Raw genomic sequence first — 13,702 nt, forward strand, 5'->3', positions numbered from 1 at the left:
CGGATAGCGGGCGACGCTCACTCGGGAACGGTGCCTTCGCCGTCCTTCCGCTCGACGCGTCGCGCCGCTTTTTCGACCGCGAGCCAGTATTCGCGGATCGCGCCCATCCGTTTCTGGTCTGCGTGCACGGACGCGATTGCGTTCTTCACGCGGGCCTTGAGTACGGTCGGATACGCGTGGTTCAGCACGCTGTCGGCGAGCCCATCGAGCAGCGCGTGTTCGTAGTCGGTGGCCTCGCTGTTGGCGCCTTCCGTCATCAGCAGCACGGGCACGCCTTCGAGACGCGGTTCCTTCTTCAACGCCGCGCACAGTTGCATGCCGTTGGCGTCGGGCAACGCGGCTTCGACGAGGATCACGGTCGGCAGGCTGTGCAGCGCGCGTTCGAGCCCTTGCGCGCCCGTCGCCGCGGACACGCAGCGGCCGAGATCGTGCAGCAGATCCTGCAGGCGGCTCAGGCGAACAGGATCGCTTTCGATGATCAGGATGTTGTCGGGCAGCGCGCCGAGCGTCGGCGGCAGGAACGAACCGGCGCGAAAGCTCTCCGACTGATCGAGTATCTTGAGACGCTTTCGCAACTGCGTTTCGACGCGCGCGCGCAATTGTGTGGCGTTGAGAGGCTTCGTGACGTAATCGGATGCACCGAGGCGGAAGGCGTCGATTTCGAGTGCGGGCGCGTCGTGGCTGGTGACGAAGATCACGGGGATCTTTGCGAGTTCGCTGTCGGCTTTGAGGATTTCGCAGAAGTCGAACCCGGTCATGCCGGGCATGCTTGCGTCGAGCAGGATGAGGTCGGGAGTCGATTGACGCGCGAGGAGCAGCGCCATTTCACCCGACAGCGCAAAGCGCCGTTCTCCGTAATCAGAAAGCATATCGCTCATGATGCGCACGGTCGCGACGTCGTCGTCGACGATCAGGAGCTTGAATTTGTACGCTGACATGGGTGTGTAGCGCCTCGGAATTGGGGTGCGGCGTTCGTGGACGCCGCTTTGCTGTTGTTAAGAGTAGGCGCAGAGTCGTTGAATCTGCAATAGTGGGTTTTCTTAGGGTTTCGCTTTTTTTTGTCTGCGACGCAGTCGCCAGTCTTTGCTTTTTCGGTTTTTGCTTTTTGCTTTTGCTGCGGTGGCATCCGCGAATTCGTATCGGTGCTTCATGCGTTGCCCCTGTGCGGGGCGGCACCTACTTTTCTTTGCAGCGGCAAAGAAAAGTAGGCAAAAGAAAGCCGCTTTTGAACCTCCGGTGCCCGCCAGGATAGCGCTTTAGCACGCCAAAGTTGAGCTATCGCACAGCGACCTCCACACCCTGTAGAAAGCCCGCAGTCAACCGCGCACGGCGCGAAAACCCGACACAGTTTGGAACACATACCGCCGCAATCAAACTGACGGCAAACGCAAAAAAAACAAGCCGACGGAATGTGCCCCAGGTGGATGTCATCTTTCGCGCCGCGCGCGCCTGACTGCGGGCTTTCTACGGAGGTTCGCGTCACTGCGCGACAGCTCAAAGAACGTGTGCCGTGGCGTTATTCTGGCAGGCACCGGAGGTTTGAAGCGGCTTTCTTTTGCCTACTTTTCTTTGCCGCTGCAAAGAAAAGTAGGTGCCGCCCCGCACAGGGGCAACGCAAGAAGCACCGATACGAAACCGCGGACGCCACCGAAAGCAGCAAAAAACCCGCACAAACCTGGGCACACGGTTGCCCGCCAGAAACACCCATAACACAAAACCCGTCTAGAATCCCACGCGTCGCGAGACAGAAAGACGGAAACCCGCGAAAGCGAAAACATAGGACATCCCCCGCTGTGTGGCACTTCCCCACCGCCATCCCCGCTTCACTCGGCCCCTGGGCCGTCTTCCTCAGCGTGCTGGTCACGCAACTCGGCGTCCCCGTACCTGCCGCGCCGATGCTAATGCTCGCCGGCACGATGGCGGCGATGGGCCAGGTCTCGTATGCCGCCGTCTTCTGCGCGGCCGTCTGCGCGACGCTGCTCGCCGATTCGCTATGGTTCTTCGTCGGCCGCGTGCGCGGGCGGCGGCTCCTCAACGGGCTCGTGCGCTTCTCGCTGTCGCTCGATACGACGCTGCGCATGGCGCGCGGTGTCTTCGAACGGCACGGCGCGCCGATTCTCACGCTCGCCAAATTCCTGCCCGGCCTCGGTCTGATCTCCGCGCCATTGCTCGGTACGACAGCCATCGCGCCCGCCGTCTTCCTGCTGTGGGATGCCGTCGGCGCTTCGTTGTGGACGGGCGTGTACCTGATCGGCGGCGCGGCGCTGCACGACCAGATCGTGCAGGCGATGCTGCTCGTCCGGCACAACGGCGGCACGATTTTCGACGCGTTCGCCGCGATCTGCGTGACCGTGCTGTTGTATCGCTGGGTGCGGCGCACGCAGTTCCGGCGCTGGCTCGCGAAAATGCGCATCAGCCCCGATCAACTCGACACGATGATGCGCTCCGACGCGCCGCCGCTGATCTTCGATGCACGGCCGCGCAGTGTCCGCGAACAAGAGTCCTTTCGGATTGCAGGCGCCTATCCGCTCGATCTCGACTCGCCCGAGAAACTCGACGCCACGCTGCTCGCGCATCCCATCGTCGTGTATTGCGTGTGTCCGAGCGAAGCGACGGCCAAGCGCATCATCGGGCAACTGCATCGCAAGGGCATTCATCACGCGCGCGCGCTGAAGGGCGGGCTCGATGCGTGGGAGAAGCGCGGCTATCCCGTCGAACCGCTGCCCGCCGATTTCTACACGTCGCTGGAACGGTTCGGCCTCGAAGTGCCGGAAGGCGAATACACCGTCCGCGCGACGATGCCGGGCTGACGAGCCTGACGCGACTGCACGACCGTTCGCAACGCAGCCCCGCGTGCAATATTTTCCCCTTCGCGGCGAATTTTCCGTACGCCGCCAATCCGCCTCAAAGCCAAGCCCAGAAAGGCGCTGCGCGCCGTGACATAGGGTGAAATAACTTCTGCATAGCCTGTGCCGGCTGTCATCTCTACAGTGCACACATCGGATGCGATGCACTGATCCAAACCCACCGCAGACGATACCTCCCGCCACAAACCGTTATGGCATCGTCATGGAAAACCTCGGAAAAATCGTTCTCTTCGGAACTGCCTTCGTCGTCGTTGCGTCGCTGATCGAAGCAGCCGTGCTCAGCCGGAAAAACCGCAACTCGTCTGCACCGTTCGCGTGGTACGAAGTCTGGATTTCACTCTTCGATCTCGCTGCACGCCGGCTGATGGCATTCTTGCCGCTCTCGCTCGCGACACCCGTCTTCTCGCTCGCATGGGACCATCGCCTGTTCACCGTGCAGATCAACAGCGCGCTGATGGTGCTGGCGCTCTTCATCGGACAGGAGTTCTGCTACTACTGGTATCACCGCGTATCGCACCGCGTGCGGTTCTTCTGGGCCACACACGCCGTGCATCACTCGCCGAACCAGTTGACGCTGTCCACCGCGTATCGTCTCGGCGTCACAGGCAAGCTGACCGGCTCGGCGATGTTCTTTGCGCCGCTCGTGTTCCTCGGCGTGCGTCCTGAAGTCGTGATGACGACGCTCTACATCAACCTGCTGTACCAGTTCTGGCTGCACACGACGTGGGTGCCGAAGCTCGGCTGGCTCGAATATGTGTTCAACACGCCGTCCGCACATCGTGTGCACCATGCATCGAATGTCGATTATCTCGATGCGAACTACGGCGGCGTGCTGATCATCTTCGACCGCCTGTTCGGTACCTACATCGAAGAACGCGCCGACGAACCTTGCCGCTACGGTCTCGTTACGCCGACCACCTCGCGCAATCCGTTCGTCGTCGAGTTCGAGCACTGGGCCACGCTGATCCGCGATGTGTTCACGGCGAAGAGTGTGTGGATCGCGATCAATCACGTGATCCAGCCGCCGGGATGGCTGCCTGACGGCGGTGGCGAAACGACGGAAGAACTGCGCCGCAAAGGCAAGACAGTGCAAGCCGGATGCGAGGCCGTCAACGGCTAAAGCTCAGGCAGGAAAACAAGGCGGGGCGCGCATTAACCAGCGCGCCCCGCGTGCTTTTTACATGCTGTCTAGCGCGTTCTTTTCGCTATTCATTCTGGATATTCGAGCCGGCTCGAGCATTGCTACTTTCAGTTGCATTGACGCCCGCGCGCACGCCAGCACGGCGCGAGCCGATGGAGTAGTCTATCGACCTGACGTTCTTCTCGCTCGCATGGCAGCGTGCGCGCTGTCTGCATCATTCAACCGATTCATCAATGAGGCCAACATGGAATATCGTCATTTGGGCGCGTCAGGATTCAAGGTGCCCGTACTCAGCTTCGGCACGGGAACGTTCGGCGGCAAAGGCGAATTCTTTCAGGCGTGGGGCGGATCGGACGTCGCCGAAGCGCGCAAGCTCGTCGATATCTGTCTCGATGCCGGCGTCACGATGTTCGACAGCGCCGACATCTATTCGAGTGGCGCATCGGAATCCGTTCTCGGCGAAGCGCTCAAAGGCCGTCGCGACAAAACGCTCATCTCGACCAAAGCCACCTTTCGTTTCGATGAAAACGATCCCAATAGCGTGGGCTCGTCGCGATTCCATTTGATCAAGGCCGTCGATGCCGCGCTCAAGCGCTTGCAAACCGACTACATCGATCTCTTTCAGTTGCATGGCTTCGATGCGAAAACGCCTGTCGAAGAGACGCTATCGACGCTGAACGATCTCGTTCGCGCGGGCAAGATCCGCTATACGGGCGTGTCGAATTTCTCGGGCTGGCATTTGCAGAAATCGCTCGATGTCGCGGAGCGTTACGGTTATCCGCGTTACGTCGCCAACCAGACTTACTACTCGCTGATCGGTCGCGACTACGAATGGGAACTGATGCCGCTCGGCATCGACCAAGGAGTAGGGGCTGTCGTTTGGAGTCCGCTGGGTTGGGGCCGCCTGACGGGCAAGATCCGTCGCGGGCAGCCGCTGCCGGAGCAGAGCCGTCTGCACAAGACGGCCGACATGGGGCCGCCCGTTCCCGACGACTATCTGTATCGCGTCGTCGATGCACTGGATGCGATCGCGGAAGAAACCGGCAAGACGATTCCGCAGATCGCGTTGAACTGGCTGCTGCAACGGCCGACCGTATCGACGGTGCTGATCGGCGCGCGCAACGAGGAGCAATTGCGTCAGAACCTCGGCGCGGTCGGCTGGAACCTTACGCCGGAGCAGGTCGCGAAACTCGATGAAGCGAGCAAGGTGCGGCCCGTTTATCCGTACTGGCATCAGGAAGGTTTTGCGGAGCGCAATCCGTCCCCGGTATAAACGAACGGGACCGGCGCGCAGCGCAAAGGCGGTTGAAAGAAGGCCGACGCTTCGGGTTCAGCATGGAACGCGGCGTCGGTCTTTCGATTTGATTGGACGGCAATGGTTGAGGGGGCGCTCGAACGTCACGAAGCGGACGCGGGCGTGGTGCATCGAATGGTCATGAGCGAGGCCAGATATGCCGACAGTGCTGCTTGTAGACGATGACGTTGAAACGCTGGATGCGTGGCAAGGCGTGTGCGAGGCGCATGGCTACGACACCTGCTCGGCAGTGGACGGACGCGCGGCCCTCGACCTGCTTCGCGAGCGCGACGTGGATATCGTCGTCGCCGACTGGCGCATGCCCGTGATGTCGGGCAGCGTGCTGTGCTATCACGTGCGCAACGAACAGAGTCTCGCGGAAATCGTATTCATTCTCGTGTCGGGCGAGCCGAGTCCGCCCGCATTCGTCTATTACGACGGCTTTCTGCGCAAGCCGCTCGATCCTTCCGAACTGCTGTCGGCGATGGACCGTCTGCTGCTGGAACGCGCCGCCGATGGCCGCCGCAGACGACATCACGCGAGCGCGCCACGCAACTGAACGCGTAAGCGTGGGGCGTCGATGCGCATTTATTTTCCGCTGCGCACGTCGGCGCCCGATATTTTTGTCGCGCCTATGATGAAGACGCTGCTTTGAGTCCGGCGTGTTTCTGGTTGCCAAACCAGCGCCTGTTCTTTATGATCGCGCGCCGCGAAATGCGGATATGCCGATCGACTCTCGGCAGCACCATCACGGAGCCAGACAAACATGAAGAAATCCTCACTCGCCCTCGCACTCCTCGGAGCTTTTACCGTATCGGCGCATGCGCAAAGCAGCGTGACGCTTTACGGTCTGCTCGACACCGGTCTCGTGTACACCAACAACCAGCTGGGTCACAGCAACTGGCAGATGGTGAGCAGCTCGACGCAGAACACGGTGTTCGGTCTCAAGGGATCGGAAGATCTCGGCGGCGGACTGCATGCCGTCTTCAAGATCGAGCAGGGCTTTCTGTTGAACAACGGCGCGCAGGCATTCTCCGGCGATGCGTTCGGTTCGCAGGCGTGGGTCGGTCTTCAAAGCGATCCGTATGGCACGTTGACGTTCGGCCGCCAGTTCGACGTGATGAACGACCTCGTCGGTCCGCTGACGGCAGAGTTCAACACGTGGGGCGGCAGCATGGCCGCGCATCCGTTCGAGAACGACAATCTCGCGGCGAATTCCGTCGTCGTCAACAACACCGTGAAGTACACGAGCCCGACGTATCACGGCGTGACGTTCGCGACGATGTACGGCTTCAGCAACAAGGCGGGCGACTTCGCGAACAATCGCTCGTATGGCTTTGGGCTGTCGTATGCAATGGGTCCGCTGAACCTTGCAGCGGGCTACCTGCAATTCAATAACGCGGGCAACAGCACGGGCGCGATCACATCGTCCGATGCGAGCGCGAACTTCATCGCGGAACGTCAGCGCATCTGGTCGCTTGGCGGCAACTACACGTTCGGCCCGGCAACTGTCGGCCTGGTGTGGAGCCACACGCAGATCGACAACGCGTCGGGCGTGTTCTCGTTCGGCACGGGCACCTATCTCGGCTCGAACGATTCGTCGGCGGGAACGCTGGCCGGTTCGCTGCGTCTCGACAACTACGAGGTGAACGCAAAGTACGCGCTTACGCCTGCATTGAGCGTGTCGGGTGCGTACACGTACACGCATGGCGCGTATAACGGCTCGGCGCCCGGCTGGAACACGGCGATGCTGCAAACGGATTACGCCGTCAGCAAGCGCACCGACTTCTACCTCGAAGGCGTGTATCAGAACGTGCATGGCGCACCGGCAGATTCGGTGCTGTCGCACGCGATGATCAATACGCTGTCGCCGTCGTCGACGGATTCGCAAGTGGCCGTGACTGTGGGTATGCGCCACGCGTTCTGACGTATGGCTTGCGAGGCACGCGTCTCGCGCGTGCCTTCAGAACAGGTGCCTGATGCCAACTCGCACGGCAAGTTGCGAGTTGGCGCCCAAAAGCCCGTTCAACATCCCGGCTCTATTAGTTAGAAAACCTAAACAAATATCCGCGCTGAAGTAAAAGATCTTAAACGCCGCGGAAGAATCTGGAGCCCAAGAAAAGCGCCACGACGCGATCGGCGATATGGCTCGCGTTTTCCTCATACAAGCTGTGTGTTCACGTCCCCTACGCAGTCCCGGTTTCTGCATCCGTGGCACACTTCAGCTTTACCACCTTCGCCTGGTCACGCCTTCACCTTCTTCGTCGAATGGGAAAGGCCGAGGAAAACATCTCATGGAAGCCGACGCTCTCGAATTCAATCAGCTTCGCCCGCGCTTGCAAAAGATCGCATACCGGATGCTCGGATCAGTCGCCGAAGCCGAAGACATCGTCCAGGACGTCTGGCTTCGCTGGCATTCCGCCGAGCGCGCGGGCATCGACAACGCGGAAGCGTGGCTCGTATCGGTGACGACGCGCATGTCCATCGACCGCTTGCGGGCCGCGAAAATCCAGCGCGAACACTACACGGGTATCTGGCTGCCCGAGCCTGAAATGACGGATTCGCCCGCGACGCCCGAGGAAATGACGGAGCGCGCGGACGATGTCTCCGTTGCGTTCCTGATGCTGCTCGAACGCCTCACGCCGGAAGCCCGCGCAGCCTTCCTGCTGCGCGAAGTCTTCGACGCGGACTACGACGAAGTCGCCAACGCGATCGGCAAGACGGAAGCCGCCTGTCGTCAGCTGGTGAGCCGCGCAAAGGCACAGCTGCGCGACGAACGGCCGCGCTACGCGGTGCCGCGCGAGACGCATCGCCAGTTGTTGCAGAGCTTTGCGCAGGCATTGGAACGCGCGGACTTCCACGCGATCAACGCCTTCCTCGCCGAAGACGCGATCCTGATCGGCGATGGCGGCGGCAAGGTGACGAGCTTCCCGAAACCGATGGTGGGCGGCCGGCGCATCGCGCAGCTTTTCTATGCGGCCTTGCGCCGCTATCCGGGCCGCGTTCATGTCAAGCTCGTGACGCTCAACGGTCGGCCGGCGTTTCTGCGGTTTATCGAAGGCCAGCTCGAATCCGCACAAACGTTCGAGACGGACGGCGAGCGTATCGTCAAGATCCACGTGCAGCGCAATCCCGACAAGCTGATGCGTATCGCCGCCGTGCACGGCACATTCTGAGCGTCGATACGCGGCTCACGGGATTGGTGCCCGACGTGCAACACCGTGAGCCCGTCTGCATGTCTACCGCCATGCGCCTCGCGACCCTACCATGATTTCCGTGCGGCACATCGCCGCGAACGGCATCCGCCGATACGGATGAAACAGTCATCGTCGCCAGGAGAAATCATGACGCAGCGTATCAACTACTTTCAGCAATCGCCGGAGTTGTGCAAGAAGTTTATGGAGTTCAGCAATACGCTGAAGGACTGCGCAATCGAAGAATCGATCCGCGATCTCGTCAACATCCGCGCCTCGCAAATGAACGGCTGCGGCTTCTGCCTCGACATGCACGCGAAAGAAGCGCGCATTCACGGCGAGCGTGAATTGCGCCTGCATCATGTGGCAATCTGGCGCGAGTCGACGCTGTTCTCGCCGCGTGAACGCGCCGCGCTCGCATGGACGGAAGTGCTGACGAAGCTGCCCGAGCATGGCGTGCCCGACGAAATCTATGAGCGCGTGCGCGGCCAGTTCTCCGAGAAGGAATTGTCGGACCTCACGTTCGAAGTGATGGCCATCAACGGCTGGAACCGCGCGAACGTCGCGTTCAAGATGGTGCCCGGTTCGTCCGACAAGGCATTCGGCCTCGACAAGGCGAACCTCGCCTGAGTCGGGACGCCGTTCTTCTGAAACCTCGGCCTGTACCTCCGCGTATGGGCCGCGCATTTGTGAGGAGCGCATCATGTTTCGCTCGAAGAGTATTGCCGCAGTCCTGCTCCTTGCGACGAGCGCCTTGATGGGCCAGGCCCGCGCCGCGGCCCCCGAGGCGATCGTCACGCCCGTCATGACGCAGCCGCTCGACGACTATCCCGGCAAGGAAGCGCTGATGATCGTCGTCGAATATCCGCCCGGCGCGGCGGACCCGGTGCATCGGCACCATGCGCACGGCTTTATCTATGTGCTGGAAGGCACGATCGTGATGCAGGTGAAGGGCGGCAAGGAAGTCACGCTGAAGCCGGGACAGTCCTTCTACGAAGGTCCGAACGATGTTCATACGGTCGGCCGCAACGCAAGCAAGACGAAGCCGGCGAAGTTTCTCGTGCTGCTGCTGAAGGACAAGGGCGCGCCCGTTCTCGTGCCCGAGAAGTAAGCCCGCAGAGGTTTTCACGAGGTTCGCACAAAAAACTCGTGAACCCACGTCACAAACGGAAGCGCTCAAACGTCTAGTCAGGTAAGGACTCCACTCTTTGCGCTTCCATGTCAGACTACGCACCGCGCCGCTCCGTTACGGGCGCCGACGATCCGATTGCAAGCACCTTCGCAACGAGTTTCGCCGGCGTCGTTTCCTTTCTTGCCGTTGCCAACGAGGGCAGCTTCGCCAGAGCGGGCGATCGCCTCGGCATCGGGCGCTCGTCCGTCAGCCGGAACGTGCAGAAGCTGGAGGCGCAGCTCGATACGCGCCTCTTTCTGCGCACGACCCGCAGCACGTCGCTGACACGCGAGGGCGAACTGTTCTTCGAGAACTGTCAGGCGGGCGTCGAGCGCATCGTCCAGGCACTCGAAGAAATGCGCGAGTTGCGCAACGGTCCGCCACGCGGACGGCTGCGCATCTACTCGACGCCGGGCTTCGGGCGCAAGATCGTCGCGCCGCTGCTGCGCGGTTTTCATGCGCAGTATCCGGACATCTCGCTGGAACTGCTGCTCAACGACCGTCCCGCCGACTTCACCACCGACCGCATCGACGTATCGTTTCGCGACGGGCGCATGGAGGACAGCGAGATCGTCGCGCGTCAGCTGATACCGATGCAGATGATCGTATGCGCCGCGCCGTCGTACGTTCAGGCGCATGGCTTGCCGCGTCACGTCGACGAACTCGCTAACCATTGCTGCATCAATTTCCGTGCGGCATCGGGGCGCGTGAGAGAGTGGGAGTTCAAGGTCGATGGACTGCCGATGCGACGCACTCCGCACGCGCCGCATACGTTCAACGACTCCGATCTGATTCTGCAATCGGTGCTCGATGGACAAGGCATCGCGCAGTTGCCCGGCTACCAGGTGTGCGATCTGCTGGCCGAAGGGCGGCTCGTGAGTTGTCTCACGCAATATGCTCCCGACGACAGCGGCCACTACATCTGCTATCTGAGCCGCAAGCATCTGCCCGCGCGAATCCGCGTGTTCGTCGATTACATGACGGAGCATACGCGCGCGCTCGATCTGCATTGCCTGACGACGATCGACGCGATGGAAACGGTCGAATGACTGCGACTCAATCCGACGAACGCGTCGGACACGCCGAAGGCATCGTACGATCGAACAGCGCGGCCACGCTGCACTCCGATGTGAGCATGCGCCGGGCGTCATGTCCGACGCCGGGAACTTCGACGACGCGCTGATTCAGTCCTGCTGGATAACGCTGCTTCAGATAATCGAAGTATGCGAGTCCGCGTGCGAGTCGATACGGACCTTGTGCCATCGCCGCGCAGGATCGATCGATGAAGTGCGTGTGCGGATCGACGTCATCCGTTCCGAGCAGATAGACGACATCGCGCGTTGCGTATCGCGTCGCAAGCGATGTGCTGTCTTGCGTGGCCACGTAAGCGGGCGCATCGGCCATGCCGTATTTCCATTCGAGCGCACGCGGGCACGCCTGCGTATCGACAGTCGTGAAAGCGCCCGACGCAACGGGACGCTGATCGTCGAAGTACAGATAGCTCGATGGATTCGCGACGACATAGCGCACGCGAATCCCATCGCGCGTCAACGTTGCTTCAGCGCGGCCCGCGACGGCATAACGCTGCACGACCTGCGCACCCGCCGAGTGCCCGATCACCGTCACCATCGACAACGCCGGATAAAGCCGCCTGTCGTCGAAATGTTCGAGCAGTGCGTCGAGCGCCGCGAACGAACTGACGGGCGACGGCCGGCGCGCGGGCGCGCCTGCTTTCCAGCCGCCTTCCGACCACGCGAGTGTGTTGTCGCGTATCGCAAACGTGCGTAGATCGCGCGTCGTCGGAAACTGCGGCGCGACGATCATGTTTTCCTTTGCGCTTGCCCCGGATGCCGCGAGCATTTGTCCGCCAACGTCAAAATAATTGTCTGCATTGCGCAGCGTGCCGTGAACAATAATGAAGACGTGAGTCACGTCCCGCGCTGCCGCGTCGATGTTGCGATCGGCATAGAGTGGCAACGTGCCGCCGCCGTCTGCGCGCACGGACAGGCGCTGATCGGCGACATGCGCGACGGGCGCGACGGGCGCGTTTTGCCGCGATGCGCTCGCGTCCGCGGCGGCCTGCGCTGCGTGGGTTGCCGCCAGTGCGATCCATAGCGCCGCGAATGCCAGTTGGCTTGCCGGTTTTGAAAACATGTCGAAGATCCCCGAAACGGTCGTGTGAATTAAACGCGCCGTGCGGCGGATTCCGTCGCATGAATCGGCTTTTTTCGCGGTACGCGAATTGCTCACTGGTGATGCCGGAAATCCGCGTGCGCGCGTTTCCGCCAATGCGAGGCCGATTATCTTCGCGGTCGCTCGACCGCCTGGGAGACGTCCATGAACCGCTCGCGCCGCTTGCATGCCACTCCGGGCAACTCCCGTCACATCGCCATCCTGTGCCTCGTCGCGGCGATCTGCGTGTCCTGCAGCGGTGGAGGTTCTTCTTCCAGCAGTAGCAGCACGAGCGGCAGCAGCGGCTCGGGTGGCTCGGGCGGTTCAGGCAGTTCGGGTGGTGCCTCCGCGATGTCGGCGGACGTGTTGACCTTTCACAACGATCTGGGCCGCACGGGGCAGTACCTGGCGGAAACCTCGCTTACGCTCGCCAACGTCAACGCCGCGTCTTTCGGCAAGACAGGCTTCCTTTCCGTCGACGGCAAAGTCGATGCGCAGCCGCTTTTCGTCAGCAACGTGTCGGTTAACGGTGCGGCGCACAACGTCGTCTATGTCGTGACCGAGCACGCGAGCGTCTACGCATTCGACGCCGACAGCAATGCGCAACTCTGGCAGCGCTCGCTGCTCGGCTCGGGTGAAACGACGAGCGACCCGCGCAACTGCGGGCAGATTTCTCCCGAGATCGGCATTACGGCGACGCCCGTGATCGACCGGAGCCGCGGCTCGAACGGCGTCATGTACGCGGTCGCGATGAGCAAGGAAGCGAACGGCACGATCCATCAGCGTCTGCATGCGGTCGATCTCGCGACGGGGGCCGAACTGTTCGGCGGACCTGTAGACGTCAGGGGCACCTATCCGGGCAGCGGCGCGAACAGCAGCAACGGCGTCACGGCATTCGATCCGCAGCAATACGCGGAGCGGCAGGCGCTGGCGCTGGTGAACGGCAACGTCTACCTGGCGTGGACGTCGCACTGCGATCAGGGTGTCTACGGCGGCTGGGTGATGTCCTACAACGCCGACTCGCTCGCGCAGACGAGCGCGCTGAACCTGACGCCGAACGGCACGGGCGGCTCGGTCTGGATGGGCGGCGGAGGCCTGGCGTCGGACGGCACGTCGCTCTATCTGCTCGATGCAAACGGCACGTTCGACACCACGTTGACCGCGCAAGGCTTTCCATCGAGTGGTAATTTCGGCAATGCGTTCATCAAGCTCGGCACATCGGGGAATCTCTCCGTCGCCGACTATTTCGCCACCTTCGACACGGTTTCCCAATCCGCGCGCGACGCCGACCTGGGTTCGGGCGGCGCGATGGTGTTGCCCGATCTTGTCGACGGAAGCGGCGTGACGCGCCATCTCGCGCTCGGCTCGGGCAAGGATTCGAAGATCTATGTCGTCGATCGCGACAATATGGGCAAATTCAACAGCGCGAACAACGCGATCTGGCAGGAGATCGACGGCCAGCTGATCGGCGGCGTGTTCACCACGGCGGCATTTTTCAACAACACCGTGTACTACGGCTCGGTCGGCGACAACCTCAAGGCGTTTCCGATCAGCGGCGCGCGCCTCGCCACGACGCCCGCGTCGCAGAGCGCGGGCAAATTCGCCTATCCGGGCACGACGCCGAGCATATCGGCGAACGGGTCGGCGAACGCGATAGTGTGGGCGGCGGAAAACGGCGCGACGGCCGTGCTGCATGCCTTTAACGCGGCCGATCTGTCGCAGGAGCTGTACAACAGCAATCAGTCGGGATCGCGCGACAACTTCGGCGCAGGCAACAAATACATCACGCCGATGATCGCGCACGGACACGTGTATGTCGGCACGACGAACGGCGTCGCCGTGTTCGGCTTGCTGAAATAGAAC

At 61.7% G+C, this 13,702-nt stretch carries 13 protein-coding genes; 10 read left to right on the forward strand and 3 right to left on the reverse strand.

Going from position 1 to position 13,702, the window contains the following annotated elements; all coding sequences use genetic code 11:
* Nucleotides 1-17 precede the first annotated feature (17 nt).
* Nucleotides 18-938: a response regulator gene (locus QEN71_RS31505; RefSeq protein ID WP_201647062.1), complete on the reverse strand. Its 921-nt coding sequence runs from the start codon at nucleotides 936-938 to the stop codon at nucleotides 18-20.
* A gap of 855 nt (nucleotides 939-1,793) precedes the next feature.
* Between QEN71_RS31505 and QEN71_RS31510 the strand changes: the two genes are divergently transcribed.
* The 4 genes from QEN71_RS31510 to QEN71_RS31525 all read left to right on the forward strand — a co-directional run bounded on the left by QEN71_RS31510 (nucleotide 1,794) and on the right by QEN71_RS31525 (nucleotide 5,861).
* Nucleotides 1,794-2,810: a VTT domain-containing protein gene (locus QEN71_RS31510; RefSeq protein ID WP_201647063.1), complete on the forward strand. Its 1,017-nt coding sequence runs from the start codon at nucleotides 1,794-1,796 to the stop codon at nucleotides 2,808-2,810.
* A 259-nt stretch (nucleotides 2,811-3,069) separates the two neighbouring features.
* Nucleotides 3,070-3,987, forward strand: a complete 918-nt coding sequence (locus QEN71_RS31515; RefSeq protein ID WP_201647064.1) for a sterol desaturase family protein — start codon at nucleotides 3,070-3,072, stop codon at nucleotides 3,985-3,987.
* Between the two features lie 265 nt (nucleotides 3,988-4,252).
* Nucleotides 4,253-5,281, forward strand: a complete 1,029-nt coding sequence (locus QEN71_RS31520) for an aldo/keto reductase (protein WP_201647065.1) — start codon at nucleotides 4,253-4,255, stop codon at nucleotides 5,279-5,281.
* A gap of 178 nt (nucleotides 5,282-5,459) precedes the next feature.
* Entirely contained in the window at nucleotides 5,460-5,861 is a 402-nt protein-coding gene (locus tag QEN71_RS31525) for a response regulator (RefSeq protein WP_201647066.1), read from the forward strand.
* A gap of 29 nt (nucleotides 5,862-5,890) precedes the next feature.
* Here the strand turns inward: QEN71_RS31525 and QEN71_RS31530 are convergent, their stop codons facing one another.
* Nucleotides 5,891-6,070, reverse strand: coding sequence for a hypothetical protein (locus tag QEN71_RS31530; protein ID WP_201647067.1), 180 nt, complete (start codon nucleotides 6,068-6,070; stop codon nucleotides 5,891-5,893).
* On the opposite strand from QEN71_RS31530, the gene QEN71_RS31535 reads away from it, so the two are divergent.
* From QEN71_RS31535 to QEN71_RS31555, 5 genes are all read left to right on the forward strand, one after another.
* Complete coding sequence (locus tag QEN71_RS31535) at nucleotides 6,069-7,229, forward strand: porin (protein ID WP_201647068.1); 1,161 nt, start codon at nucleotides 6,069-6,071, stop codon at nucleotides 7,227-7,229. The genes QEN71_RS31530 and QEN71_RS31535 overlap by 2 nt on opposite strands.
* Nucleotides 7,230-7,596: 367 nt before the next feature.
* The gene (locus QEN71_RS31540) at nucleotides 7,597-8,478 is read left to right on the forward strand and encodes an RNA polymerase sigma-70 factor (RefSeq protein ID WP_201647069.1); all 882 of its coding nucleotides are present in this window, start codon (nucleotides 7,597-7,599) and stop codon (nucleotides 8,476-8,478) included.
* A gap of 168 nt (nucleotides 8,479-8,646) precedes the next feature.
* Nucleotides 8,647-9,126 carry a carboxymuconolactone decarboxylase family protein gene (locus tag QEN71_RS31545; RefSeq protein WP_201647070.1) on the forward strand — a complete coding sequence of 160 codons (480 nt, stop codon included), beginning with the start codon at nucleotides 8,647-8,649 and terminating at the stop codon, nucleotides 9,124-9,126.
* A 73-nt stretch (nucleotides 9,127-9,199) separates the two neighbouring features.
* A complete protein-coding gene (locus tag QEN71_RS31550; protein ID WP_201647071.1) occupies nucleotides 9,200-9,607 on the forward strand; it encodes a cupin domain-containing protein in 408 nt (135 codons plus the stop codon).
* A 107-nt stretch (nucleotides 9,608-9,714) separates the two neighbouring features.
* Nucleotides 9,715-10,716, forward strand: coding sequence for a LysR family transcriptional regulator (locus QEN71_RS31555; RefSeq protein ID WP_201647072.1), 1,002 nt, complete (start codon nucleotides 9,715-9,717; stop codon nucleotides 10,714-10,716).
* Nucleotides 10,717-10,723: 7 nt separating this feature from the next.
* Here the strand turns inward: QEN71_RS31555 and QEN71_RS31560 are convergent, their stop codons facing one another.
* Entirely contained in the window at nucleotides 10,724-11,821 is a 1,098-nt protein-coding gene (locus QEN71_RS31560; RefSeq protein ID WP_201647073.1) for an alpha/beta fold hydrolase, read from the reverse strand.
* Nucleotides 11,822-12,004: 183 nt separating this feature from the next.
* Between QEN71_RS31560 and QEN71_RS31565 the strand changes: the two genes are divergently transcribed.
* Nucleotides 12,005-13,699, forward strand: a complete 1,695-nt coding sequence (locus QEN71_RS31565) for a pyrrolo-quinoline quinone (RefSeq protein WP_201647074.1) — start codon at nucleotides 12,005-12,007, stop codon at nucleotides 13,697-13,699.
* The last annotated feature ends 3 nt before the right edge of the window (nucleotides 13,700-13,702 follow it).

The organism is Paraburkholderia sabiae (genome assembly GCF_030412785.1).
Lineage (GTDB): Bacteria > Pseudomonadota > Gammaproteobacteria > Burkholderiales > Burkholderiaceae > Paraburkholderia > Paraburkholderia sabiae.

What these genes read in the sequence shown, in the direction of transcription:
- QEN71_RS31505 (WP_201647062.1), bottom strand. Translation starts at nt 938, where the DNA reads ATGTCAGCGTACAAATTCAAGCTCCTGATCGTCGACGACGACGTCGCG.
- QEN71_RS31515 (WP_201647064.1), top strand. Translation starts at nt 3,070, where the DNA reads ATGGAAAACCTCGGAAAAATCGTTCTCTTCGGAACTGCCTTCGTCGTC.
- QEN71_RS31520 (WP_201647065.1), top strand. Translation starts at nt 4,253, where the DNA reads ATGGAATATCGTCATTTGGGCGCGTCAGGATTCAAGGTGCCCGTACTC.
- QEN71_RS31525 (WP_201647066.1), top strand. Translation starts at nt 5,460, where the DNA reads ATGCCGACAGTGCTGCTTGTAGACGATGACGTTGAAACGCTGGATGCG.
- QEN71_RS31535 (WP_201647068.1), top strand. Translation starts at nt 6,069, where the DNA reads ATGAAGAAATCCTCACTCGCCCTCGCACTCCTCGGAGCTTTTACCGTA.
- QEN71_RS31530 (WP_201647067.1), bottom strand. Translation starts at nt 6,070, where the DNA reads ATGTTTGTCTGGCTCCGTGATGGTGCTGCCGAGAGTCGATCGGCATAT.
- QEN71_RS31540 (WP_201647069.1), top strand. Translation starts at nt 7,597, where the DNA reads ATGGAAGCCGACGCTCTCGAATTCAATCAGCTTCGCCCGCGCTTGCAA.
- QEN71_RS31545 (WP_201647070.1), top strand. Translation starts at nt 8,647, where the DNA reads ATGACGCAGCGTATCAACTACTTTCAGCAATCGCCGGAGTTGTGCAAG.
- QEN71_RS31550 (WP_201647071.1), top strand. Translation starts at nt 9,200, where the DNA reads ATGTTTCGCTCGAAGAGTATTGCCGCAGTCCTGCTCCTTGCGACGAGC.
- QEN71_RS31555 (WP_201647072.1), top strand. Translation starts at nt 9,715, where the DNA reads ATGTCAGACTACGCACCGCGCCGCTCCGTTACGGGCGCCGACGATCCG.
- QEN71_RS31560 (WP_201647073.1), bottom strand. Translation starts at nt 11,821, where the DNA reads ATGTTTTCAAAACCGGCAAGCCAACTGGCATTCGCGGCGCTATGGATC.
- QEN71_RS31565 (WP_201647074.1), top strand. Translation starts at nt 12,005, where the DNA reads ATGAACCGCTCGCGCCGCTTGCATGCCACTCCGGGCAACTCCCGTCAC.